Annotated in this window: 21 protein-coding genes and 1 riboswitch; of the genes, 15 read left to right on the plus strand and 6 right to left on the minus strand. The window is 70.0% G+C overall.

The features are described from left to right. Positions 1-201, plus strand: a 201-nt coding sequence (locus ABZZ22_RS23775; protein WP_354936881.1) for a DUF1048 domain-containing protein, incomplete at its 5' end; no start/stop codon positions are given. Positions 202-340: 139 nt separating this feature from the next. On the opposite strand, the gene ABZZ22_RS23780 is transcribed toward ABZZ22_RS23775, so the two are convergent. After that, a complete protein-coding gene (locus tag ABZZ22_RS23780; RefSeq protein WP_354936884.1) occupies positions 341-2,071 on the minus strand; it encodes a GMC oxidoreductase in 1,731 nt (576 codons plus the stop codon). A gap of 189 nt (positions 2,072-2,260) precedes the next feature. Between ABZZ22_RS23780 and ABZZ22_RS23785 the strand changes: the two genes are divergently transcribed. The 12 genes from ABZZ22_RS23785 to gcvP all read left to right on the plus strand — a co-directional run bounded on the left by ABZZ22_RS23785 (position 2,261) and on the right by gcvP (position 14,274). After that, on the plus strand, positions 2,261-3,604 hold the full coding sequence (locus tag ABZZ22_RS23785) for a hemolysin family protein (protein WP_354936887.1): 1,344 nt from the start codon (positions 2,261-2,263) through the stop codon (positions 3,602-3,604). Then, positions 3,604-4,662, plus strand: coding sequence for a hemolysin family protein (locus ABZZ22_RS23790; protein WP_354936890.1), 1,059 nt, complete (start codon positions 3,604-3,606; stop codon positions 4,660-4,662). The genes ABZZ22_RS23785 and ABZZ22_RS23790 overlap by 1 nt, the downstream gene beginning before the upstream one ends. Positions 4,663-4,705: 43 nt before the next feature. Next, entirely contained in the window at positions 4,706-5,422 is a 717-nt protein-coding gene (locus tag ABZZ22_RS23795; RefSeq protein WP_354936893.1) for a CDP-alcohol phosphatidyltransferase family protein, read from the plus strand. Continuing rightward, positions 5,415-6,353, plus strand: coding sequence for a DUF881 domain-containing protein (locus tag ABZZ22_RS23800; RefSeq protein WP_354936896.1), 939 nt, complete (start codon positions 5,415-5,417; stop codon positions 6,351-6,353). The genes ABZZ22_RS23795 and ABZZ22_RS23800 overlap by 8 nt, the downstream gene beginning before the upstream one ends. Continuing rightward, positions 6,350-6,682, plus strand: a complete 333-nt coding sequence (locus tag ABZZ22_RS23805; RefSeq protein WP_179657782.1) for a small basic family protein — start codon at positions 6,350-6,352, stop codon at positions 6,680-6,682. Before ABZZ22_RS23800 ends, ABZZ22_RS23805 begins: the two co-directional genes overlap by 4 nt. Next, the gene (locus ABZZ22_RS23810; RefSeq protein WP_354936899.1) at positions 6,675-8,027 is read left to right on the plus strand and encodes a DUF881 domain-containing protein; all 1,353 of its coding nucleotides are present in this window, start codon (positions 6,675-6,677) and stop codon (positions 8,025-8,027) included. The genes ABZZ22_RS23805 and ABZZ22_RS23810 overlap by 8 nt, the downstream gene beginning before the upstream one ends. 94 nt (positions 8,028-8,121) lie before the next feature. After that, positions 8,122-8,508, plus strand: a complete 387-nt coding sequence (gene gcvH, locus ABZZ22_RS23815) for a glycine cleavage system protein GcvH (protein WP_354936902.1) — start codon at positions 8,122-8,124, stop codon at positions 8,506-8,508. 99 nt (positions 8,509-8,607) lie between these two features. Continuing rightward, the gene (locus ABZZ22_RS23820; protein ID WP_354936905.1) at positions 8,608-9,090 is read left to right on the plus strand and encodes an FHA domain-containing protein; all 483 of its coding nucleotides are present in this window, start codon (positions 8,608-8,610) and stop codon (positions 9,088-9,090) included. A 2-nt stretch (positions 9,091-9,092) separates the two neighbouring features. Beyond that, positions 9,093-9,845 (plus strand): MerR family transcriptional regulator, encoded by a 753-nt coding sequence (locus tag ABZZ22_RS23825; protein WP_354936908.1) that lies wholly within the window; start codon positions 9,093-9,095, stop codon positions 9,843-9,845. A gap of 31 nt (positions 9,846-9,876) precedes the next feature. Next, complete coding sequence (locus ABZZ22_RS23830; protein ID WP_165112639.1) at positions 9,877-10,344, plus strand: bifunctional nuclease family protein; 468 nt, start codon at positions 9,877-9,879, stop codon at positions 10,342-10,344. Positions 10,345-10,520: 176 nt separating this feature from the next. Then, positions 10,521-11,138: a MerR family transcriptional regulator gene (locus tag ABZZ22_RS23835; protein WP_354936912.1), complete on the plus strand. Its 618-nt coding sequence runs from the start codon at positions 10,521-10,523 to the stop codon at positions 11,136-11,138. 82 nt (positions 11,139-11,220) lie between these two features. Continuing rightward, positions 11,221-11,311, plus strand: a riboswitch (glycine riboswitch). Between the two features lie 77 nt (positions 11,312-11,388). Further along, positions 11,389-14,274 carry an aminomethyl-transferring glycine dehydrogenase gene (gcvP, locus tag ABZZ22_RS23840; RefSeq protein WP_354936915.1) on the plus strand — a complete coding sequence of 962 codons (2,886 nt, stop codon included), beginning with the start codon at positions 11,389-11,391 and terminating at the stop codon, positions 14,272-14,274. 84 nt (positions 14,275-14,358) lie between these two features. Here gcvP and ABZZ22_RS23845 read toward each other — a convergent pair whose 3' ends face one another. The 3 genes from ABZZ22_RS23845 to pepN form a co-directional block, all read right to left on the minus strand. Continuing rightward, on the minus strand, positions 14,359-17,280 hold the full coding sequence (locus ABZZ22_RS23845; protein ID WP_354936918.1) for an SMC family ATPase: 2,922 nt from the start codon (positions 17,278-17,280) through the stop codon (positions 14,359-14,361). Beyond that, entirely contained in the window at positions 17,280-18,479 is a 1,200-nt protein-coding gene (locus ABZZ22_RS23850; RefSeq protein ID WP_354936921.1) for an exonuclease SbcCD subunit D, read from the minus strand. The genes ABZZ22_RS23845 and ABZZ22_RS23850 overlap by 1 nt, the downstream gene beginning before the upstream one ends. Before the next feature lie 81 nt (positions 18,480-18,560). Beyond that, the gene (gene pepN / locus ABZZ22_RS23855) at positions 18,561-21,014 is read right to left on the minus strand and encodes an aminopeptidase N (protein ID WP_354936924.1); all 2,454 of its coding nucleotides are present in this window, start codon (positions 21,012-21,014) and stop codon (positions 18,561-18,563) included. Positions 21,015-21,051: 37 nt separating this feature from the next. On the opposite strand from pepN, the gene ABZZ22_RS23860 reads away from it, so the two are divergent. Then, entirely contained in the window at positions 21,052-21,489 is a 438-nt protein-coding gene (locus ABZZ22_RS23860; protein ID WP_354936927.1) for an OsmC family protein, read from the plus strand. A 160-nt stretch (positions 21,490-21,649) separates the two neighbouring features. Here ABZZ22_RS23860 and ABZZ22_RS23865 read toward each other — a convergent pair whose 3' ends face one another. Continuing rightward, the gene (locus tag ABZZ22_RS23865; RefSeq protein WP_354936930.1) at positions 21,650-22,711 is read right to left on the minus strand and encodes an S-adenosylmethionine:tRNA ribosyltransferase-isomerase; all 1,062 of its coding nucleotides are present in this window, start codon (positions 22,709-22,711) and stop codon (positions 21,650-21,652) included. After that, positions 22,708-23,406 carry an SDR family NAD(P)-dependent oxidoreductase gene (locus ABZZ22_RS23870; protein ID WP_354936933.1) on the minus strand — a complete coding sequence of 233 codons (699 nt, stop codon included), beginning with the start codon at positions 23,404-23,406 and terminating at the stop codon, positions 22,708-22,710. Before ABZZ22_RS23870 ends, ABZZ22_RS23865 begins: the two co-directional genes overlap by 4 nt. 61 nt (positions 23,407-23,467) lie before the next feature. On the opposite strand from ABZZ22_RS23870, the gene soxR reads away from it, so the two are divergent. Beyond that, positions 23,468-23,941, plus strand: coding sequence for a redox-sensitive transcriptional activator SoxR (gene soxR / locus ABZZ22_RS23875; protein ID WP_354936936.1), 474 nt, complete (start codon positions 23,468-23,470; stop codon positions 23,939-23,941). The last annotated feature ends 120 nt before the right edge of the window (positions 23,942-24,061 follow it).

The raw sequence follows: 24,061 nt of genomic DNA on the forward strand, positions 1-24,061 counted from the left end.
GGCGACGGGATGGACATCGTCGCCATCCTCCGCGACGTCCTCGACCTCTTCGAGACCGAAGCCGCCGCCGGACGGCCCGTCATCGAGGTCACCGGGACCGACCTGGCCGCCTTCTGCGACGCCCGACTGCCCGAGCAGCACGACACCTACCGGGAGAAGCTTCGGGCCGACCTCAACGCGGTGGTCCGCAACCTGTCGTGAGGCCCGCAAAACGTAAGAGCCCCGCTGGAGTCTCGGGTCTCCAGCGGGGCAAGAACAATGCTGCCCCATCATCTAGGGGCTTGTCACCCCTTTCTGGCAAACTTTGCAGAATTTTGCATTGCAGTGTTCTGCTGGGTGCTCAGATGACTGTCCCGACGTCGTTGGCGACGATGTTGTCCATCGCGCGCTCGGCGACGGCGGCGATGGTCATCGACGGGTTGCATGCCCCGGTGGTGCCGGGGATGAGGGCGCCGTCGAGAGCGTAGAGGCCCTCTTGGCCCTGGACTCGGCCGTCGAGGTCGCAGACCGTGCCCATGTTGGCGCCGCCGAGCGGGTGCCAGGTGCTGTTGACGATGGCATTGGTGTCGATCAGGGCACCGATGCCGCCGCTGATCTTCGAGACCCGCTCGTGGATGGCGCGATAGCTTGCCGAGTCGCCGCCGAAGGGGAAGCGCAGACCCACCGAGTCGGTCAGCGAGTTGTAGCGGAAGCTTCCCCGGTCGGCGCTGACTCCGAAGCCGACCAGCATGGTGGCGCCCAGATCGAGGCCGAGGGGGAGCGGTGGCAACGACGCCTGGATGACCGTGTTGGCCGTGGTCGGGTCGGCCCAGTCCTGGCTCTGGTAGACGACAGGCCCGCCCTGTGTACCGGTGAGGTTCTCGTCGAAGGGCCGCCACATGTAGATCCGGTCGCCGTTGGTGCCCCAGCCCTGGCCGAGCTGGTCGGGAAGGTCACGGATGGTGCCGGTGGCCGCGGCACGAACCAGGAGCTTGCTGGTGTTGAGCGAGCCCGCAGCCATCACGAGCGCGCGGGTCGTGAGGATCTTCTGCTCGATCACGTCGCCGGCGTCGTCGGTGCGGTCGACGTGGACCTCCCAGCGGCCGTCGGCGGCACGAGCCACCGAGGTCACGTTGTGACGGGTGGCGACGTGCGCCAGCCCGGTGGCCTCGGCCTGCTCGATGTAGGTGACGTCGACGGAGTGCTTGCCGCCGTTGTTGACCCCGAGGGCGCAGTCGCCGTTGGTGTAGGACGGCGCCATCTCGCCGCGCAGCTCCGCGAGGGCATAGGACCAGTCGATCGGCATCGGGATCTTCTGCAGGTCATAGCCGGCGGCCTCGACACGCTTGCCGAAGGTCCGCGAGACCCGATAGCTGTCCGAGGCGATCAGCTCGTCGGGTGCGGTCGCGGCGCCGAGCATCCTGGCGACCCGCGGGTAGTGGACCCGGTCCATGAGCTCGTAGTCGAGCTCGTTGGGGAACCAGGTGTTGAAGACCTCCGCGGAGGGCTGCAGTGTCATGCCCTGGTAGACCAGCGAACCGCCGCCGACACCGGCCGCGCACATGGCGAGCATGTTCTGGCCGAGGATCGGCTCGAGCAGACCGACGTACGGACCGAAGTCCAGGGGAGTGCCGAGCAGCTTCTGCAGCGGCCTCAGTGCGGCGGGTGCGGTCGTGTGGAACAGCACCCGCTTGTCGAGCGTACGCACGGTCGGGAAGGTCTGCGCGTCAGGTCCCGTCGGCCAGCGGCGACCGCGCTCGAGCACGGTGACCGGGACCCCGGCCTCGGCCAGCCGGAGCGCTGCGACCCCGCCGCCGAACCCGGAGCCGACGACCACTGCCCGGTGCTCCTCCCGAACCAGTCGTACGCGACGGGGAGACGCGGCCGCGACGGGGCCCGCGATCAGTCCGGACGCGGCGCCGGCGGCGCCGGCGGCACCGGCCAGGAACGTACGCCTCGTGGCTGCCGGCCACGAGGTGGCAGTCGCGGACGTGGACAACGAGGACTTGATCAAGGAGGCTCCCTCGGCTCGTGGATCGTCGGTTACTGCCGCGTAAGAGTTGACGAACGGGCCCAACGTGTCAAGGCTCATGCCGCCGTTCTGGACAATGGTGTCCGGAAAACGTCGTGGGCCGGCCGGGGCGGCCCGGCGACGCAGGCAGCGCAACCACAGCGATGTAGGCTGTCGGCACTTCCAACAGCTAAGGACGATCTGAACCCCGATGGACGGACCGCAACCCGGCCAATATCCACACTCGCTGCGGCAATCGAGGTCGGCCTGATGACCGAGGTGCTGTTCATTCTCCTGGCGCTGCTGCTGGTCGCCGCCTGTGGAGTGTTCGTGGCAGCTGAGTTCTCTCTGGTCACGGTCGACCACGCCCAGGTGGAGATGGCCGCCGAGCAGGGCGACAAGAGTGCCCAGGGCGTGCTCCGCGCGATGAAGGAGCTCTCCAGCAATCTCTCCGGCGCGCAGGTCGGCATCACCGTGACCAACCTCGGCATCGGCTGGATGTCGGAGCCGGCGATCGCAGAGCTGATCGATGCGCCGTTGCTGACTGCAGGCCTCCCCGAAGGTGCAGTGACGCCGGTCGCGCTGACGGTCGCACTGACCCTCTCCACGATCGTGACGATGCTCTTCGGCGAACTGGTCCCCAAGAACCTCGCCCTGTCGCTGCCGCTGCAGACCGCGCGTGTCACCCAGGGGCCGATGCGGGCCTTCACCCGGATCATGCGCGGGCCGATCAAGGTGCTCAACGGCACCGCGAACGCCATCGTGCGCCGCCTGGGCATGGAGCCGCAGGAGGAGCTGCGCTCCGCGCGCAGCTCGGCCGAGCTGTCCTCACTGATCCAGCGCAGCGCCCACCAGGGCACCCTCGACGCCGACACCGCCGAGCTCATGGAGCGCTCGGTCGAGTTCGGCACCCGCACGGCGGGGGAGATCATGACGCCCCGCGTACGCGTCAACAGCCTCGACCACAACGACCGCGCCGAGGCGCTGATCGAGCTCACCCGACGTACGGGAAACTCCCGCTTCCCGGTGCTCGACGACAACGAGGCCGTCGTCGGCACCGTGCACGTCAAGGCCGCCGTGGCGCTACCGGTGCACGAGCGGTCCACGGCCAAGGTCAAGCACCTCATGGTGCAGCCGGTCGTCGTCCCCGACTCGCTCCGCCTGGACCCGTTGATGGCCCTGCTGCGATCCGAGGGGTTCCAGCTGGCCGTGGTGCTCGACGAGTACGGCGACCAGGCCGGCATCGTCACCCTCGAGGACGTGATCGAGGAGATCGTCGGCGACATCGCCGACGAGCACGACCCGCTCAGCGCCCGGGCCCGGCTGCGCCGCGACGGCAGCTGGTCGCTCTCGGGGCTGCTGCGCCCCGACGAGGTCGAGGACATCACCGGTGTCGCCCTGCCCGAGGGCGAGGACTACGACACGATCGCCGGTCTGATGCTCAGCCTGCTGGGCCGTATCCCCGAACGCGGCGCGAGCGAGGAGCTGGCTGTGCCCGGGACCCCACCGCCGGACTCCGATGACGACGACGTGTACGCGAGGTACGTGAGGCTCACCGTGGAGGTCATGGACGGGCGCAGGATCGACCGGATCTCGATGAAGGTGATCGGCTGATGTCGACCACCATGGGGCTGCTGCTCGGCCTGGTGCTCTTGCTCGCCAACGGATTCTTCGTCGGCTCGGAGTTCGCCCTCGTCTCGGCCCGGCGCAGCCAGATCGAGCCCGCCGCGCAGGCCGGCTCGCAGATGGCCAAGATCACCCTGCGGGCGATGGAGAACATCAGCCTGATGATGGCCGGCGCCCAGCTGGGCATCACCGTCTGCTCGGTGCTGCTGCTGGCGATCACCGAACCGGCGCTCGCGCACCTGCTCGAGCCCGGCTTCGACCTGGTCGGCCTGCCCGAGGCGTTCCACCACCCGGTGGCGTTCGTGATCGCGATGCTCGTGGTCACCTACCTGCACGTGGTGGTCGGCGAGATGGTGCCGAAGAACATCGCGCTGGCCGGTCCCGACAAGGCCGCCCTGGTCCTCGGCCCGGCGATCTACGCGGTCGTCTACGTGCTGCGGCCGATCATCGTCGCCTTCAACTACGCCGCCAACATGTGCATCCGAGCGCTCGGCATCGAGCCCAAGGACGAGGTGAGCTCCGCGTTCACCCGCGCCGAGGTGGCTGCCATGGTCGAGGAGTCGCGCGGCGAGGGGCTCTTGGAAGAGGACGAGTACGGTCGCCTTGCCGGTGCGCTCGGCTTCACCGAGAAGACGGTCGACAAGGTGACCATCCCCATCGCCGACTGGACGATCGTGCCACGCGGTGCCTCGGGCGCCGACATCGAGACGGTGTGCGCCGCCACCGGCTACAGCCGGTTCCCGGTGGCCGAGGAGAGCGGCGACCTGGTCGGCTACCTGCACATCAAGGATGTGCTCGAGCCTGATGACGTCCGCCGCCAGCAGCCGGTCCAGAACAAGTGGATCCGTCCCTTTGCGACCGTCTCGCCGGACGACGCGCTGCATGAGACGCTCGAGACCCTGCAGCGTCGCGGCGCCCACCTGGCCCGGGTCGTCCGCGAGGACGGCAGCACCATCGGGCTGGCGACGCTGGAGGATGTCATCGAGGAGCTGGTCGGGGAGATCCGCGACGCCGCCCACGCCGATGAATCCACCCCTACCGACTAGGGTTTGGTCCGTGCCGCGTCTAGTGACCGAGGGGAGCTCGCAGATGCCCAACCGTCGATCCGGTGATCCCCGCCAGCAACCTGGCCGGGGCTCGCGACCGCGACCGCAGGGCTCTGCCAACCGCAACCAGCCCGTCCCTTCGACAAGCTCAGGACATCGGCTCGGCAAGCTGCTCAGCATCCTCCGCCTCTTCTACGCCCCGGTGATGCTGTGGGCCGTGCTGATCGCGAAGGACGACACCATCGCGCTGGCGGCGTTCGGTCTCGCGGTGGTCACCGACCTGCTCGACAGCTGGCTGACCCGCAAGGAGCTCGACCGGCGCCGCTCGGGAGAGCGGCTCGACGTGGCCGCCAACACGGTCTTCGTCCTGGCTGCTACGTTCGCGCTCTGGCAGATCGACGTGATCCCGTGGCCGATCGCGCTGCTGGTTCCGCTGCGGCTGCTCGGTCTGCTGGCGATGGTCCCGGCGCTGCGCAGCCGCGGCGTGCGTACGCTGCCCGTCCATCTCCTCGGCAAGGTGGCCGCCTTCTTCCTGCTGGCCTCGTTCCCGTTGCTCTACCTCAGCCATGACATCCCCGAGAAGCTCGACCTCGGCCTGGAGCCGGGCCTGCCGATCCAGCTGGCGCAGGCGTTCGGCTGGGCGTTCGCGCTGTGGGGGATTCTGCTGCTGTGGTGGAGCCTGGTCCTCTACGCTCAGGAGGTGCGTCGCCTGATGGCCACCACGCCACCCTTGGAGAAGGGCGGGGCGTCTCGTGCCTGACCTGCCTGACCAGATCCCCGGCGAGGACTTGCGCGACTACGTCACCAAGCCGCTGCTGGACCGCATCACCGACCAGGCGGTCGACTCCGACTACAAGGCCGCTGCCGAACGGCGGGACCCGTCGGGGGAGGAGCCGACCCGCCGCCGGCCCGGGCTGTGGGCGATGGTCGTCGTCGGCCTCTTCGCGCTGCTGGCCACGACCGCCGCGGTCCAGACCTCCCGCAACGAGGACGTCCGCCAGACCAGCAGGCAGGTCCTCGTCGACCGCATCGAACAGCGCCAGGAGAGTGTCGCCGGCCTGCACCGGGAGATCTCCGAGCTGAGCGAGGACACCCAGCGTCGAGAGGCCACGCTCAACGCACTCGGGCAGCGGGCGGAGGCCGCGTCCGCAGCGGCTGCCGCGACCGCGGAGAGGACCGGGTTCGCCCCGGTGACCGGCTCCGGGATCAGGATCACGATCGACAACGCCGCGGACGGCTCCGAGGGCGGCACGGTGCGGGACTACGATCTCGCCGTGATCGTCAACGGGCTGTGGCAGGCGGGCGCGACCGCGGTGGCCGTGGACGGCCAGCGGGTCACCCCGCGCAGCGGTGTGATCACCTCCGGCGCCACCCTCCGGATGAACGACGTCTCGCTCTCACCGCCATATGAGGTGTCGGCCATCGGTGACACGCGTACGCTTGCCGCACGTTTCGCCGAGACGGTCTCCGGGGCGATGATCCACACGACGACTCAGGACTATGGAATGCCGTACCAGGTCGAGAACATCGAGCGACTCACCCTTCCGGCGGCGCCGTCCGACCTGCTGGAGCTGACTCACCTCGGGACCGAGTCCGAGGACAAGGGCTCCAAGGGCTCCAAGGGCTCGGCGAAGCCGACCAACACCGACGAAGACTCTGAACAGAACAGCGAAGGGGACCGCGAAGAATGATCGCCGTCATCGGCCTAGTGATCGGCATCGTGCTGGGCCTGCTCTTCCAGCCCGAGGTGCCAGTCGGTCTGGCGCCATACCTGCCGATCGCCGTCGTCGCCGCGCTCGACGCCGTCTTCGGTGCCCTGCGCGCGTTCATGGACGGCATCTTCGACGACAAGGTCTTCGTCGTCTCGTTCATTAGCAACGTAGTCATCGCCGCCGGCATCGTCTACCTCGGTGACCGCCTCGGTGTCGGCGGCCAGCTGTCCACGGGCGTCATCGTCGTCCTCGGCATCCGGATCTTCACCAACGTCGCAGCCATCCGGAGGCACATCTTCCATGCCTGACCGGAAGAGGCGGCCGGCGGTGAAGCGGACCGCGGCCAAGCGGTCTCCTGCGAAGAAGGCTGCGGCGAAGAAGCCTGCGGCGTCCGCGGAGGAAGCCGTCAGCGAGGACGTCGCCACGCCCGAGGACGAAGGTACGCCGCCGGCTGAGCAGGCTCCGAGCGGCGAGCCGGCCGAAGCGTCCGAGACGACCGACCACGCCGACGACGCCGCGGCCACGGCCGAGGCCGAGGAGCCGGACGAGTCCGAAGCGGCGAAGGCGGAGCCCGACGACGCCACCGTCGAGGCGACCGACGAGACCGATGACATGGACGAACCGGCAGCGGCGGAGCAGCCGGCGGTCGACCCGGGGCGAGACGACGACGAGTCTGATGAATCGGCCGAGGCGGATGAACCCGAGGCGGACGAATCCGCGGCGGATGAACCCGCGGCGGATGAACCCGCGGCGGATGAACCCGCGGCGGATGAACCCGCGGCGGAGAAGGCCGACGAGCAGGAAGACCCCGACACCCGCGAGGACGAGGACGTCCCGGACGAGTCCGACGAGTCCGACGACGTGGCCGAGGTCCCCGAGCCCGAGGAGCCGAAGAAGACCGCGGAGCCCGAGGCCACCGAAGACCCCGAGGAGGAGCCCGCGCCGCTGGTCGGCCGGGCACGGCTCTTCGACGCGCTCACCCACTTCAGGCGGGGCCAGGTGGCAGTGGCGGTCCTGCTCTGCATCCTCGGCTACGCGGCCGTGGTGCAGGTCCAGACGAACACCGAGGACTCGACGTACGCCGGCCTGCGAGAGCAGGAGCTGATCGACATCCTCTCCGGCCTGGCCGGGACGACGCAGAAGGCCCAGGAGCAGATCGAGGAGCTCGAGGCGACCCGCGACGAGCTCGAGGACCAGACCCTGCAGCAGCAGACGGCGCTGCAGCGCGCCGAGGAGCAGGTCGACACCCTGCGGGTGATCGCCGGGACGGTGCCGGTCAGTGGGCCGGGCATCACGATCGAGATCGACCCCGGCAGCGACCCGCTGCGGCTGACCGCGCTCCTCGACCTGATCGAGGAGCTGCGAACGAGTGGTGCCGAGGCGATGGAGTTCGAGGGGGCCGACGGCGAGGCGGTGCGTCTGGTCGCGTCGTCCTCGATCGAGGTCAGCCAGCCCGCGTCGGGTCTCAACGTCGGCGGCGAGCTGATCAGCCCGCCCTACCGTCTCAAGGTGATCGGGCCACCCGACACGCTGGCCGGCGCGATCGACTTCTACCAGGGCCCGCAGGACCAGCTCGAGGAGCAGGGTGCGGAGGTCGACGTGGAGTCGGAGGAGAAGATCGACATCGAGTCGATTCACACCGTGTCCCGCTGAAGGTTTCAACAGTGCGGCGCAGTAGGGTTTCGTACACCGGCTCCGCGGGACGATCAACCGCTGCCAGACCAGTACGCCTGATGAGGAGATACCCGTGTACCCCGAGGAATTGAAGTACACCAGCGAGCACGAGTGGCTGCGCAACCCCGGCGAGACCGAGGGGTCTGTACGGATCGGGATCACCAACTACGCCCAGGACGCTCTCGGCGACATCGTCTACGTCTCGATGCCCACCGTCGGCGACACGATCAAGTCCGGCGAGAGCTGTGGCGAGCTCGAGTCGACCAAGTCCGTCAGCGACATCTACGCGCCGATCTCGGGTGAGGTCGTCGCGGTCAACAGCTCGCTCGACGCGACGCCCGAGCTGGTCAACGACGACCCCTACGGCGGTGGCTGGCTCTTCGAGATCAACCCGGCCGATCCTGCTGAGCTGGAGAGCCTCCTCGACGCCGCGGCGTACGAGGCATCACTCGACGCGTAAGTCAACCGAACACCTGGGCCGACCTGATAGGTTGCGGATACCATCCCTCAACGTTCACTTGAGGGTATGTGCCCGGCCCTCGATGAACCTGGAGCTCAAATGTCCGTGTGCCCCGCTTGCGGAAGCCAGAACCCCGACCAAGCGCGGTTCTGCTCGCAGTGTGGCGTAAGCCTGACCGGGACCGACCAGACGTCGACGATCCAGCTCGGAGCTGACGCCGACACCTCCGACCGGGTGCTCAGCCCGATCGAGGCGGCCACCGTCGAGGCGTTGCCGCCGGGCAACGGGATGCTCGTCGTCCAGCGTGGTCCCGGTGCCGGAAGCCGCTTCCTGCTCGACCAGGACACCGTGGTCGCGGGTCGCCACCCGGACAGCGACATCTTCCTCGACGACGTCACCGTCTCGCGTCGCCACGCGGAGTTCGCGCGCACCGGTGACACGTTCGAGGTCTCCGACGTCGGCAGTCTCAACGGCACCTACGTCAACCGCGACCGGATCGAGAAGTTCGTCCTCAAGGACGGGGACGAGGTCCAGGTCGGGAAGTTCCGGCTCGTCTTCTACGCCGGGCACGAAGGGGCGTAGTCATGGCCGCCGCCGCCACGCCTGACCCTCAACGGCCGGCTAGCGACTCGGGGGAGCGGCTCAACATCGGGCAGGTCCTGGACCAGCTGCGTCCCGACTTCCCGACGGTAACCATCCCGAAGATCCGGTTTCTCGAGGACAAGGGACTGATCAAGCCGGAGCGTACGCCCGCGGGCTACCGCAAGTTCTCCCGCCGAGACGTGGAGCGACTGCGCTACGTCCTGCGGATGCAGCGCGACCACTACCTGCCCCTCAAGGTCATCGGCGAGCACCTCGACGCGATCGACCGCGGCCTCGAGCCGCCGGAGATCGAGCCGACCGTGCCCACGGTGCCGACGGTCGCACTGACGCCCGACGGTGCGCCGGGGGCCGAGTCGTTCCGGCGTACGGACAACATGAGGATCTCGCGACGCGAGCTGCTCAAGATCGCCGAGGTCGACGACTCGCTCCTGAGTGAGCTGGAGAGGATGGCGCTGGTGGTTCCGCTGCGCAGCGGTCACTACGACACCGACGCCCTCACGATCGCGCGCACGGCCAAGGAGCTGGCCGCGTTCGGTATCGAGCCCCGCCATCTGCGCGGGATGAAGGCCGCCGCCGACCGCGAGGTCGGTCTCATCGAGCAGATCGTCGCGCCGCTGAGGCGTCCCGGCAACGCCGGAGCGCAGGGCAGGGCCGAGGAGATCGGCAGCGAGATCGCGTCGCTGGCGGTGCGTCTGCACGCCACCTTGGTGAAGTCGGGCCTGCGCGAGCGCTGAGGCTGCTCAAGCGACCGGGTAGGGTGGACGCATGCGCGAGGTCGATGTGCTCGGAGTCCGAGTGGAGATGCCCTCCAACCAGCCGATCGTGCTGCTGCGCGAGGTGGCAGGTGAGCGATACCTGCCCATCTGGATAGGCGCGGTCGAGGCGACCGCGATCGCCTTCGCCCAGCAGGGTGTGGTGCCGCCGAGACCGCTGACCCACGACCTGCTCAAGGACGTCGTGGAGGCGACCGGCAACGAGCTGACCGAGGTGCAGATCACCTCGGTCACCGACCGGGTCTTCTACGCCAACCTGGTCTTCGCCTCGGGTGTCGAGGTGAGCGCGCGACCCTCGGACTCGATCGCGTTGGCGCTGCGTACGGGCACCAAGATCGTGGTCTCCGACGAAGTCCTCGACGAGGCGGGCCTCGCGGTCCCGGCCGAGCAGGAGGACGAGATCGAGAAGTTCCGCGAGTTCCTCGACGAGATCACGCCCGAGGACTTCGAGTCCCACTGACCCTAACCCTCAAGTTGAGCTTGAGAGTTAGCGGCGGCGACACGCCGGGGAGGGTTCTTTGACCAGGGCGCTTACGGCGCTTACCTTGTAATTGTCTCTGTTGTAACTCCAACGGTGTGGTCCCCCCGCCGCAGCCGTTCATTCCCCGAGTGGAGTTACGCACAACGGAGTAGACGATGGAGGACATCGTGTTCGACCACGAACAGAAGCCCGGCGACGGCGCCGACGACGCGCAACGCGCGGCGGAGCAGGCTGACGAGCAGGGCCTTCTCTTCACCGACGATGTCTCGACCCTGCCCAGCGACACCGGTTACCGCGGGCCGACGGCCTGCAACGCGGCCGGGATCAGCTACCGCCAGCTCGACTACTGGGCGCGCACCGGTCTCGTCGAGCCGAGCGTGCGCGGCGCGACCGGCTCGGGCACGCAGCGGCTCTACTCTTTCCGCGACATCTTGATCCTCAAGGTCATCAAGCGTCTGCTCGACGCCGGCATCTCGCTGCAGCAGATCCGTGCCGCCGTGCAGCACCTGCGCGAGCGGGGCACCGACGACCTGACCCGCGTCACCCTGATGAGCGACGGCGCCTCGGTCTACGAGTGCACCAGCAACGACGAGGTCATCGACCTGCTCCAAGGCGGACAGGGTGTCTTCGGCATCGCCATCGGCGGTGTCTGGCGCGAGGTCGAGGGGACTCTCGCCGAGCTGCCCAGCGAGCGTACGTCCGAGGACGGCGAACACGTCGCCTCGATGTCCGACGAGCTGGCCGCCAGGCGCGCCGCCCGCACCGCCGGGTGAGATAGGACTCAGTCGACACCGGCCCCTGAGGCCCCGCGAAGGCGGGGCCTCAGGGGCTCGTCCTTTATGCTGGGGCTGCTGACCATCCCGCACGGGAGAGCCCCACGTGTTGGGGCGCCGAAGGGGCAATTCCTCCCCGGAAACTCTCAGGCACCCACGACTGTGCGGACCAGGCAACTCTGAAGCCGTGCATGTGCGGTGACAGAGGGGGAGGGCTTACGAGTTGTCTTAGATGCCCTCAGGAGCCACTGTGTCCGACACGCCCACCCTGTCCGAGCTCGATGCCGCCTCCCCGTTCGTGGAGCGCCACGTCGGGCTCTCCGCCGCCGACGAGAAGACCATGCTCTCGCGGCTCGGGTATGACTCGGTAGCGGAGATGATGGATGCCGCCGTCCCGGCCGGGATCCGGTCGGTCGAGTCGCTCGACCTTCCGCGCGCGCTGTCCGAGGCGCAGGTCGCCTCGCTGGCGAGGGAGATCGCTGCATCCAACAAGCCCGGCGAGGCGATGATCGGGCTCGGCTACCACGCCACCGTGACGCCGCCGGTGATCCGTCGCAACGTGCTCGAGGACCCGAGCTGGTACACCGCCTACACGCCTTACCAGCCCGAGATCTCCCAGGGCCGCCTCGAGGCCCTGATCAACTTCCAGACCATGGTCGGCGACCTGAGCGGCCTGCCGGTGGCGAACTCGTCGCTCCTGGACGAGGGCACCGCGGCCGCTGAGGCACTGGCGCTGGTGCACCGGGCCAACCGGAAGGTCGCCCAGAAGAATGGCAGTGCTCCGTTCGTCATCGACGCCGACGCCCTGCCGCAGTCGATCGAGGTCGTCAAGGTGCGCGCCGAGGCGATGGGCCTCGAGGTCGTCGTGGCCGACCTCTCCGAGGGCCTGCCCGAGGGTGATCTGATCGGCGTGCTGGTGCAGTACCCCGGCGCCTCCGGTCGGGTGCCCGACCTGAAGCCGGTCATCGATGCCGCCCACGAGCGCGGCGCGCTCGCGGTGGTCGCTGCCGACCTGCTCGCGCTGACCGTCCTGGAGGCGCCCGGCACGCTCGGCGCCGACGTCGTCGTCGGCTCCACCCAGCGCTTCGGCATCCCGCTCTTCTACGGCGGCCCGCACGCCGGTTACATGGCCGTCCACGAGGGGATCGAGCGGCACCTGCCCGGTCGCCTGGTCGGCGTCTCCGTCGACGCCGAGGGGCGACCTGCGTACCGCCTCGCCCTGCAGACCCGTGAGCAGCACATCCGCCGGGAGAAGGCGACCTCCAACATCTGCACCGCGCAGGTGCTGCTGGCCGTCGGCGCTTCGATGTACGCCGTCTACCACGGCCCCGCGGGGCTACGGACGATCGCGACCCGCACCCACCGCTACGCCGCTGTGCTGGCGGCCGCGCTCCGGTCGGCCGGTCTCCCGCTGGTCTCGGAGACGTTCTTCGACACGCTGGGGGTCACCGTGCCCGGGCGGGCGGCCGACGTCGTCACCGCCGCGCGCCGCTTCGGCGTACACCTTCGTCTGGTGGACGCCGACACCGTCGGCATCTCCACCTCGGAGGCGACCACCCGCTCGACGCTGTCGGCCGTGCTCAACGCCTTCGGCGTCTCGGGCATGGACCTGGAGGAGATCGACCGCACCTCGGCCAGCGCGCTGCCCGACGCTCTGCTGCGCACCACCGACTACCTCACCCACGAGGTCTTCAACACCCACCACAGCGAGACCCAGATGCTGCGCTATCTGCACAAGCTGGCGGGGCGCGACTACGCGCTCGACAAGGGCATGATCCCGCTCGGCTCGTGCACCATGAAGCTCAACGCGACCACCGAGATGGAGCCGATCTCGCTGCCGGGCTTCGCCGACCTGCACCCGTTCGTTCCCGCTGAGGACGCTGCCGGCTACGCGCGCCTCGTGGGTGAGCTGGAGGGATGGCTGGCGGAGGTGACCGGCTACGACGAGGTCTCGATCCAGCCGAACGCCGGCTCGCAGGGTGAGTTCGCGGGCCTGATGGCGATCCGTGGCTACCTCGACGCGCAGGGACAGGGCCACCGCAAGATCTGCCTGATGCCGTCCTCGGCGCACGGCACCAACGCCGCCTCGGCCGTGATGGCCGGGATGAAGGTCGAGGTCGTGAAGTCGTCCGAGGACGGCACCGTCGACCTCGACGACCTGCGGGCCAAGCTCGACGCCCACGGCGAGAACGTCGCCGCGATCATGGTGACCTACCCCTCGACCCACGGGGTCTACGAGGAGGGCATCACCAAGGTCTGCGAGCTGGTGCACGCGGCCGGCGGTCAGGTCTACATCGACGGTGCCAACTTCAACGCGCTCCTGGGCTACGCCAAGCCCGGCGAGTTCGGCGGCGACGTCTCCCACCTCAACCTGCACAAGACCTTCTGCATCCCGCATGGCGGCGGCGGACCGGGCGTCGGTCCGGTCGCGGTCCGCTCCCACCTGGCGCCCTACCTCCCGTCGCACTCGCTGCACCCCGACGCCTCGAAGCGCTCGGGCATCGGCGCGATCTCGGCCGCTCCGTACGGCTCGGCGGGCATCCTGCCGATCTCGTGGGCCTACGTCCGCCTGATGGGCGCCGAGGGCCTGACCCGGGCGACATCGGCGGCCGTGCTGTCGGCCAACTACGTGGCCGCGCGGCTGGGCGGGCACTTCCCGGTGCTCTACCGCGGTGAGAGCGGCCTGGTCGCCCACGAGTGCATCCTCGACCTGCGGCCGATGACGAAGGAGACCGGGGTGACGGTCGACGACGTCGCCAAGCGGCTCATCGACTACGGCTTCCACGCCCCGACCATGTCCTTCCCGGTCGCCGGCACGCTCATGGTCGAGCCGACCGAGTCCGAGGACCTCGCTGAGCTGGACCGGTTCATCGAGGCGATGATCGCGATCAAGGGCGAGATCGACCGGGTCGCCTCGGGCGAGTGGACCGCCGAGACCTCGGTCCTGCGCGGCGCCCCGCACACCTCTCGTGCGCTCGTCGGTGAGTGGGACCGCCCCTACTCCCGCGAGGAGGCCGTCTTCCCCAGCGGTATCGATCCCGACAAGTACTGGCCCCCTGTTGCTCGCATCGACAACACCTACGGCGACCGCAACCTGATCTGCTCCTGCCCGCCGGTGGAGTCCTTCGCCGAGTGACCTGTCGAGGCGTCACCCGCGCCGGCCGAGACGGCACGCGGGTGACGCCTCGAACGACGGGAGTGACGCCTCGGCCGGTTGGGCTCAGGTGCCGTGAATCTCGAGGGTGGAGCCTTCGCGACCCTTGGCGACCGCGAGCTGCGTGGGGATGCGCTCGCGCATCTCGGTGACGTGGCTGACCACGCCGATGATGCGCCCGCCCTCGCGGAGCGTGTCGAGGACGTCGAGCACGTCGTCGAGGGTGTCGGCGTCCAGCGAGCCGAAGCCCTCGTCGACGAAGAGGGTGTCGAGCATCTGGCCGCCGGCCTCGTTCATGATGACGTCGGCCAGACCGAGAGCGAGGGCGAGGGAGACCACGAAGGTCTCGCCGCCCGAGAGGGTGGCGGGGTCTCTCGACTCGCCCGACCAGTCGTCGCGCACCATCAGCGCCAGGCCGCCGCGGCGGTCTCCGGCGCCCTTGGCCGCGGAGTGCTCCAGGGCGTAGCGCTGGTCGCTCATCTTCGCCAGCCGCTCGTTGGCGGCCGCGACGACCTGGGTGAGGCGGTAGGCCACGACGTAGGCCGACAGGCTCATCTGCAGCTGATTGTCGCTGCTCTTCCCCTCGGCGAAGGAGGCGAGCCGGGCCGCGATCTCGAGGTCGCCGCGCACCGGCGCCCAGGTGGAGAGCGCCTGGGTGAGGTCGCGTTGCAGGGAGTCGAGGCGCGCGGCCCGGGCGTCCGCGGTGTCTGCTGCCGAGCGGGCGGCGTCTGCGGCGTCGGCGGCCTTGCGGTGGGCGAGCGAGAGCGCGGGCAGGTCGGGCTCGTCGGTGGCGAGGATCTCGGCGGCGCCGGGGGAGTCCAGGGTCGCTCGGGCAGCCGCCAAGCTGTCGGCGTACGCCTTGATCTGGCTGTTGAGGGCGGCGACCCGCTCCGGTGCGAGTGCGGCGGCGAGCGCGCTCTGTGGCGAGCCGAAGCCCGCGCGGACCGCGGTGGCCGTCAGGGTGCGCTCGGCTGCGGCGAGGGCCTCGGCGGCGCGGGCGGCCGCCTCGAGGCGCTCGAGGTCGGTGACCGCGGCCCGGTGGTCGCGGTCGAGAGCGGCGAGCACGGCGCCCAGATCACGGTGGTCACCACGGACGTCGCCCAGCTGCTCCTCGAGCCGCGCGCGCTCCTCGGTGAGGTGACGCAGCGTGGTCTCGAGCTCGGCGGCACGGGTCTCCAGCTCGGCACGGAGCGTCGCCGAGCGGGCTCGGCGCTCCTCGACGGAGGCGAGCTCGGCGCGCAGGCCCGGCTCGCGGGCGGCCTGCCGCTCCAGACCGGCCAGGCGCTCGGCCATCGCCGCGGCAGGCTCATCGGTCTCCCCGGCGGCCTCCTGGGCGAGCTGAAGACGGGTGCTCAGGTCGCGCACGTGCTGGTCGCGAGCGTGTTCCTCGGCGCTGGCGTTGTCATAGGCTGTCTGAGCGGTCTTCTCCGCCGCGGCATCGGGGGCTCCATCGGCCGGGGAAGCCTTGTGAGGGTGCTCGTGGGACCCGCACACGGGGCAGTCCGCGCCCACCGCGAGGGCACCGGCGAGCTCGGCGGCGATGCCGTCCAGCCGGGCCTGGCGTACGTCGAGATAGTGGGTGCGCGCCTCCATGGCTGCCGTCCTGGCCGCCTCGTGCCTGGCGCGGGCCTCGACGAGCTCTCCGGTCAGTCGGCCGACCTCGGTCACCGCCGCGACCTGCGTACGTAGCACCGGGATCGCGGCAGCCGCGTCGGTGGCCGCCGCCAGGTCCGCGGTGAGCGACTCGACCTGCTGGGGCAGCTCCTCGGCGAGCTGTGCCTGCTCGCGCGTCTGGGTGAGCAGATGGTCGCGCTGGGTGCGGGTGGCGGCGAGCTCGCGGGTGACCTCGTCGAGGCGATGCTGGACGGGCTCGAGGGCACGCGCCTGCGCGAGACGCGCCGATACCCGCTCGAGGGCTGCCTTGGCATCGGCCAGGGTCAGGTCGCTCGGAGCCAGGGCGGTCGTCTGCTCGTGCTCACGCCGGGCCTGGTCGGCGAGCTCGCTGACCCCGGTGACGGCTTCGGCGCGCTGGGCGGCCTCGACGCGGCGTACGCGATCCTGCTGCTCTTCGGCCGCTGCGACGAGCCGGGTCTCGGCGGCAGCGGCGGCGCGGAGGCCGCGTTGCTTCTCGGCCATCGCGCGGGCGGCGTCGAGAGCGTCGAGGGTCTCCGCCTCCGCTGCCAGGGCCTCCATCGCGGCGCCGGAGGTGACCGCCTGCGCCTCGGTGGCCTCCTCGGCGAGAGCGCGCGCCCAGGTCGCGATGGCGCCGTCGCCGGCGGGGAGTCCGAGATCGTGGACGTCCCAGTCTTCGGGGAGCGTGACGGCGGCGGTCTCGCTGGTCCGGCTGACCACCTCGGCGACGCCGGCGTTGAGCTCCTCGGAGCGGCGCCGGAGCTCGACACGGCGTTCCCGGAGCCAGCGCTCGACATCCGCGAAGCGCTCGGTGCGGAAGAGCCGCTCGAGCAGCCGCTTGCGTTCCTCGGCGCTGGAGCGGAGGAACGCCTGGAAGCGGCCCTGGGGAAGCATCGCGACCTGCACGAACTGGGTCAGCGTCATCCCGAGAAGATCTGAGACCAGATGGCCGGCCTCGTCGAGACGGGTGGTGAGTGTGCGCCACTCCTCGCCGACCTGCTCCATGAGCACCACCGACGCCTGCTGGGTGGTGGTGCCCGCGCCGCGCCGCTTGGAACGCTCCCACGACGGCGAGCGGGTGATCCGGAAGCGTCGCTGCGCGAGCGTCGCCTCCAGGACGACCCGCGTCGCGACCTCGGCCGGGGCGCGGTCGCTGCGCAGCCGCTTCGCGACCGAACGGTCACCGGGGACGTCGCCGTAGAGCGCGAAGCAGACCGCGTCCAGGACGCTCGTCTTCCCGGCGCCGGTCGCTCCGGAGAGCAGGAAGAGCCCCGCCTCGGAAAGCTGGTCGAAGTCGACCTCGACGGTGCCGGTGAAGGGCCCGAACGCGGCGACCTCCAGGTGGTGGAGACGCATCAGAAGAGCACCTCGAGCCACTCCTCTTCCTCGGCGTCGCCGGCGCGCGAGTCGAGCGTGTCCACCTCGGGGTCCTCACAGCAGGCGTCGACCGCCGTCTGAAGCAGCGCGAGCTCGGCCTTGGCGGCAGGCTCGCCGCGGAGCTCGGCGACGAACTCGGTGACCAGGTCGATGTCGCGCTGCGGGCGGGACGGGTCCGGTCGAGACAGCGCGCCCAGGACCGGTGCGGTGGACTCGAACCCGAGCACCAGCGTGTGCGGAAAACGCCGTCGCAGACGCTCCATGGCCTGGGCCGGGCGGGTCCTGTCGGTCAGGGTGATCTGCAGCCACGACTGTTCGTGATCCCCGTGGCGGGGGTCGCTCAGCAGCTCCTCGAGCGTGCCTCGCAGCCTGGCCAGCTTCCGCGGGACGGGCGCCTCCACGAACTCGCTGGCGACGAAGCCGGACTCGTCGAGGTCGATGAGCCACGACCCCTTGAGGTGGTTGGCCTCGGAGAAGGAGTAGGCCAGCGGGGAGCCGCTGTAGCGCACGGTCTCGGTGATCGTGTGGCGGCCGTGGAGGTGGCCGAGAGCGGCGTAGGAGATGTCCTCGAAGAGGCTGGCCGGCACCATCGACACACCACCGACAGAGATGTCGCGCTCGGAGTCGGAGGGCTCAGCCCCGGTGACGAAGGCGTGGGCCATCACCACGCTGCGGCCGCCTCTGCTGTCGAGGTCGGCGCGGACCCGGCGCATCGCCTCGCCGAGCGCTGCCTGGTGGGAGCGGGACTCCAGTCGCCACGACGCCTTGGCGGCGTCGGGGTCGAGATAGGGGAGACCGTAGAAGGCGACCTCGCCGTGATCGTCGGGAAGCATCACCGGGCGGCCGACTCCGGCCAGGTCGGTGCGGATGAAGATGCCGGCGGCGTCGATGAGCTCGGAGCCGAAGCCGAGCCGCTGGGCCGAGTCGTGGTTGCCGCTGGTGATGACGACCTTCGCCCGCGAGGCAGCCAGTCGAGAGAGCGCCTCGGAGGCCAGCCGAACCGCGTCGACCTGCGGGAGGGCGCGGTCATAGATGTCACCGGAGACGCACACCACGTCGACGTTCCCCTGCTCCACGACGGCGAGGAGATGGTCGACGTACGCCGCCTGGTGCCCGAGCATGCCCTCCCGGTGGAAGGACCGGCCCAGGTGCCAGTCGGAGGTGTGCAGGATCCGCATGTAACGAAAACTATCGGTGACCACGGACATTCGAGCCTGCGACCCGCGACGAGGGTGCGGGTCGCAGCACTCATGCCCGGGTCAGGTGCGCGGATAGGTGATCTTGATCGCCAGCTGGCGCTGCAGGTTGTCGGCAGCATCGGAGACCCGGCGGCGTACGCCTGGGTCGAGATCATGCTGGACGACCGCCCGAGCGGCGACGACCGTCTCCTCGGTCACCGAGCCGCTCGGGAAGAACGCCTCGGCGGCCTCGGCGAGGCTCCAGCCGGACCGCTTCTCGGCGGTGGCCGGAAGCTCGTCGAAGTAGCGCTCGACATAGCTCTCGGTGAGCTCGGCCGGACCGCTCCAGAACGCTCGCCCGGCGGCCAGGATGTCGTAGTTGGGCAGATCGGTCTCGCCGGTGAACACCGACCAGCCGTACGCCTTCGCCTCCGCGTCGGGAATGCTGACCAGGGCTCCGGTGTGGTGGATGCGGGCGTCGTTGGCCGGCTCCGCGTCGTACGCGGCCTGCAGCTCCTCGCGGGTCGCCGACCCGATCTCGGCGAGCTTGGCGAGGATGCGCCAGCGCAGGTCGAGGTCGGTCTCGATGCCGGCCGGGGGAGTCGCCAGCCACTCCCGCAGCAGCGACTCGGAGCGAGCCGAGCGGATCGCCGCTCGGTAGGCGGACAGCTGCAGCTCTGAGCCGGGAGCGACCTCGGCGAGCTTGCGCAGCGCCGCGTCGTGGAGCCGCTCGCGGGCGCCCTCCGGGGCCAGCGGGACCACGGAGCCGAACAGCCACGGCATCGTACGCCGCGGGGTGTCCTCGAGGTCCTCGATCGGCAGGGACGCCTCGGCGATGTCGATGACGTCGGCCGGGTCGATCGCGGCGTTGAACCAGGCGCTGCGCAGGTTGTTCCACACGCCCGCGCGCAGACCGTCGTCGGTGATCGAGGCGATCGCACCCTTCAGCGCCTGCACGGTCTCCCAGTCGGGGATCGCCGCGGCCCAGGTGTCGTCGTAGGGGTCGAGCACGACCGCGTTGGCGGCGACCTTCAGCGGCGTCTGGTCGCTGCTGACCGTGATGTCCTCGGTGGTCCAGCGGGTGCCGTTGAGGATCGCCGCGCGGAACGTGTGGGAGCGGTCGGCCGGGTGCAGCGAGGGCGCGGTGCGGTTGACGACCATCTTGGCCGGGTCCCAGGAGAGCGTGTCCGGGCCGGCGGTGAGCAGCCACTGGGCGGTGAAGGTGTCGAGGTCGAACTCGATCCCTGCCTCGGCAGCGGCCGAGGCCCAGGAGCCGAACAGGTCGTGCATCGTCGCGTTGCCGAACCGGTGCTTGGTGAAGTGGTCGACCGCGCCCGCGAAGAAGACGTCGTCGCCCAGGGAGGCGGCCAGCTGGCGCAGGATCGCGGAGCCCTTGGAGTAGGAGATCCCGTCGAAGTTCTGCAGCGCCGAGACCGCGTCCTCGGCGCCGTTGCCGGCCACCGAGTGCGTCGAGCCGCGCTGGTCGGCGGTCAGCCCCCACTGGCGGCGGGCGTAGGACATGTCGGCCCAGGCGTCGGCGTACTCGGTCACCTCTGCGGTCACCCGGTTGCCCATGTATTCGGCGAAGGACTCGTTGAGCCACAGGTCGTCCCACCACTGCGGGGTGACCAGGTCGCCGAACCACTGGTGGGCCATCTCGTGGGCGACGGTGGTGGCCCGCTGGATCCGCATGCCGCGAGTCACCCGCGAGGTGAAGATGAGCGGGTCCCGGAAGGTCACGCAGCCCGGGTTCTCCATCGCGCCGGCGTTGAACTCCGGCACGAACGCCTGGTGGTAGTTGCCGAACGGGTAGCGGATGCCGAAGAGCCGGTGGAACTCGTCGAAGCACTGCTTGGTGAGCGTGAAGAGCTCCTCGGCGTCCTTGTCGAGGTCGGCGGAGATGCTCTGCCGCGAGCTCAGCGACAGCGGGATCCCGTCGTGCTCGTCATCGATCACGTGCCAAGGGCCGGCGACGAGCGTGACGAAGTACGTCGAGAGCGGCTGGCTGCGCTCGAGCTCCCACACGCCGGGCTCGGTCTGGGTGCCCGGAGCGTTGCCGATCACCGTCCAGTCCTTCGGCGCGGTCACGTGGAAGGTGTAGGGCGCCTTCAGGTCGGGCTGGTCGAAGCAGGCGAAGATCGTCGGGGCGGCGTCCATGAAGCACATCCCGTAGACGTAGGCCCGGCCGTCGGCGGGGTCGACGCTGCGGTGCAGCCCCTCACCGTCGTTGCGGAACGGCATCGTGGCCTCGACGAGGAGCTCGTTGGCGCCTTCCTGCGTGGTGATCGGGAGGCGGCCCTTGGCGAGCGTGGCCGGGTCGACCGGGCTGCCGTTGAGGCTGATCCGCTCGACCGAGACCGGTTTCAGGTCGACGAACGTCGGCCCGCCTCTCGAGGTGAACCGGATCGTCGTCACCGAACGGTAGGTCTTCTCGCTGGAGGCCAGGTCGAGACGTACGTCGTAGTCGTCGATCGTCAGCAGACTGGCTCGGGCGGCGGCCTCGTCACGGCGCAGGGGCAGGCTCTGGGTGCTCACGTCGCACAGGCTAACGGGCAGATGGCAGTCTTTCCCCATGACTTCCTCTGCTGACGACCTGCGCTCGGTTTCTCTGGAGAAGATCGGCGAGCACCGCTTCCGTGCGACCAACTCCCGCGGCGGCTCGCTGGTGCTCGGCCACGGCGAGGACCCCGACTTCACGCCGGTCGAAATGCTCCTCGCGGCCCTGGCCGGCTGCAGCGCGCTCGACGTCGACTTCATCACCGGCAAGCGGTCGCCGATGGAGGCCTTCGAGGCTCTTGCCGCGGCCACCAAGATCCGCGACGAGGAGGGCAACCGCCTGATCGACATCTCGGTCACCTTCGACATCACCTTCCCCGACGGCGAGGCCGGCGACGCCGCCCGCAAGGTCCTCCCGGACGCGATCAAGAAGTCCGAGACCCGACTGTGCACCGTCGGCCGCACCGTCGCCGTCGGCACCCCCGTGACCTACGCCGAGGGCACTCTCTCCTAGCCCCCGTCCGCCCCGCTCACCCCTCGCCGAATCTGTAGAAAAGGCGGCCGAGACTGTAGAACCTGCGGGCCGAAACTGTAGAAATGGGCGACGAAAGTAGAGTTTCGTCGCCCACAACTACCGATTCGGCTCGCCATATGTGCGGACTCGGCGGGCTGGGTCAGGGGAGCAGGAGGGCGGAGTCGCCGAACTCGTGCCACAGGTAGCCTCCGGCGACAGCGGCGTCGTAGGCAGCCTGGGTGAGCTCGGGGCCGGCGACGGCCTCGACGAGCAGCAGGTGGCTGGCCTGCGGGTCGTGCCATCCGGTGATCAGCCCGTTGACGACGTACGGCGGATTGGCGGGGGTGATGACGCGGTCGGTCCAGCCGCTCGCCGCCTTGACCGCTCCGGTCGCCGGGACGACCGCCGACTCCAGGGCCCGGGTGACGGTCGTGCCGGCCGCGACGATACGGCCGCCGGCGTACCTGGTCTGCTCGACCAACCGGGCCGTGGCCTCGGAGACCTCGAACCACTCCGCGCCAGGGGCCTCGCCCGCCTCCTGGGAGGAGACGCCGGTGTGCAGGGTCACGGGTGCGACCTGGATGCCGTGCGTGACGAGGTCGGTGACCAGAGGATGGGTGAACGGACGGGCGGCCGATGGCATCTCGGCGCTCCCGGGGCGGTGCCCGAAGACCGTCTGGTAGGCGTCGAGCGGGTAGCGCCGGTCGAGATAGCCGTACGCGATCGGGCGGCCCGCCCGTTTGAGCTCGGCGGCCACGTCGCCGGTGACGTCGGCGCGCCACAGCCGGTTGCCCGACCCGGTGGGGGAGGAGGCACGGCCGCCGGGGTAGGGCTCGGCCAGCGTGACCCGGAGACCGGCGGTCACGACGACGTCACCCTCGGCCGCGTCGAGCACCGCCCGCGAGGCGTCTGGCGCGGAGCGGATCTCCACGACCCAGCCCGTGTCGAGGCGCTGGGCGAGGTGGAGGACGACCCGGCCGCGTCCGATGAGGTCGGCGTCGAGCTGACGCGCCTCGGTCACCGAGTCGTTGACCACGACCAGATCACCGGGGGAGAGGTGGCTGGCCAGGTCATGGAACCGGGAGTGTCGTACGCCGCTCGGCGATGCCACGAGCAGGCGTACGCCGCCGCGTTCCAGGCCGCGCCACTCCGCCGGCGCGGGAGCGGTGGTGTCGTCGGGGAAGGGGAACATGGTGGTCGGTCGTTCGGCGAGCATCGTCATCGGACTGCTCCTACGGGTGCGAGATCGGTGGCGCGGTAGCGCCCTGAGGGCTCGTCGCCGGAGAGCAGCGCGAGCAGGTGCGAAACGACCGATTCCGGGAGGGGGCGGTCGGAGATGTCCTCACCGGGGAAGGCGGCCTGGTGCATCGCGGTGCGCATGTCACCGGGGTCGACGGCGTACGCGCGGATGCCGTTCTCCTCGCCGAGGGTCAGGACCAGGTGATCGAGCGCGGCCTTGCTCGCGGCGTACGTTCCCCAGGTCGAGTAGTGCTCGACCGCCGCGTCGCTCGAGATGCCTACGAGCGTGCCGCGTGAGGCGATCAGGTAGGGGAGGAGCCGCTGGGTGAGCGAGAGCGGCGCGAGCAGGTTCGTCTCGAGCACGCGGGAGAAGTCGCCCTCGGCGACCTCGGCGAGCGGGAGCATCGGACCGAGGTCGCTGGCGTTGTGCACGAGCAGGTCGAGACGCCCGTGCCGCGCCACGGCGGCGGCGATGGCGTCCTGGTGATCCGGGTCGCGTACGTCGCCGGCCAGGCTCGTCACCTGCGGCCGGTCGGGCAGCGCGGCGTGGAGGCGGTCGGCGTCGCGGGCGTCGGTGACGACGTTCCACGACCGGTCGAGGAGTGTCTCGGCGAGGGCGAGCCCCAGCCCGGCGGAGCCGCCGGTGATGACGGCTACTTCGTTGTGTGATCTGTTCATGGTCGCTAGCATTCAACCTAAAGTGAACTTGAGATCAAGAGCTGTGACAGAGAAGAGTGAGATGAACACCCATGACCTGCTCACGATGGGCGAGGTGACCCGGCGAAGCGGCTATGCGGCCTCCGCGGTGCGCTACTACGAGAGCCAGGGCCTGATCCGGGCGGAGCGATCGTCCGGCGGGCAGCGCACGTTCGAGCGCAGCGTCCTGCGCCGGCTCGCCTTCATCAGGGCGGCCGCCAACGTCGGGCTGTCCCTGGAGGAGATCAGGACCGAGCTCGACTGCCTGCCGGGGGACCGCACGCCCACCAAGGCCGACTGGGCCCGGATGTCGAAGCACTGGCGCCGCCGCCTCGAGGAGCAGATCCACGCTCTCGAGCGCCTCCGCGACAACCTCGACTCCTGTATCGGCTGCGGCTGCCTCTCCCTGCAGCGCTGCCGCATCTCCAACCCCGACGACGCCGCCGCGGCCCAGAGCTCCGGCGCTGCGTACCTCCCCAAGGTCCTGCGTCGCGACCTGACCCGCCGCCGCCCCTGACCCGCCGCCGCCCCTGACCCGCCGCCGCCCCTGACCCGCCGCCGCCCCTGACCCGCCGCCGCCCCTGACCCGCCGAATCGGTAGAAGTGGCGGGCCGAGAATGTAGTTGTGGGCGACGAA

It is taken from the genome of Nocardioides sp. NPDC006273 (assembly GCF_040613495.1).
In the GTDB taxonomy this organism is placed as follows: domain Bacteria; phylum Actinomycetota; class Actinomycetes; order Propionibacteriales; family Nocardioidaceae; genus Nocardioides.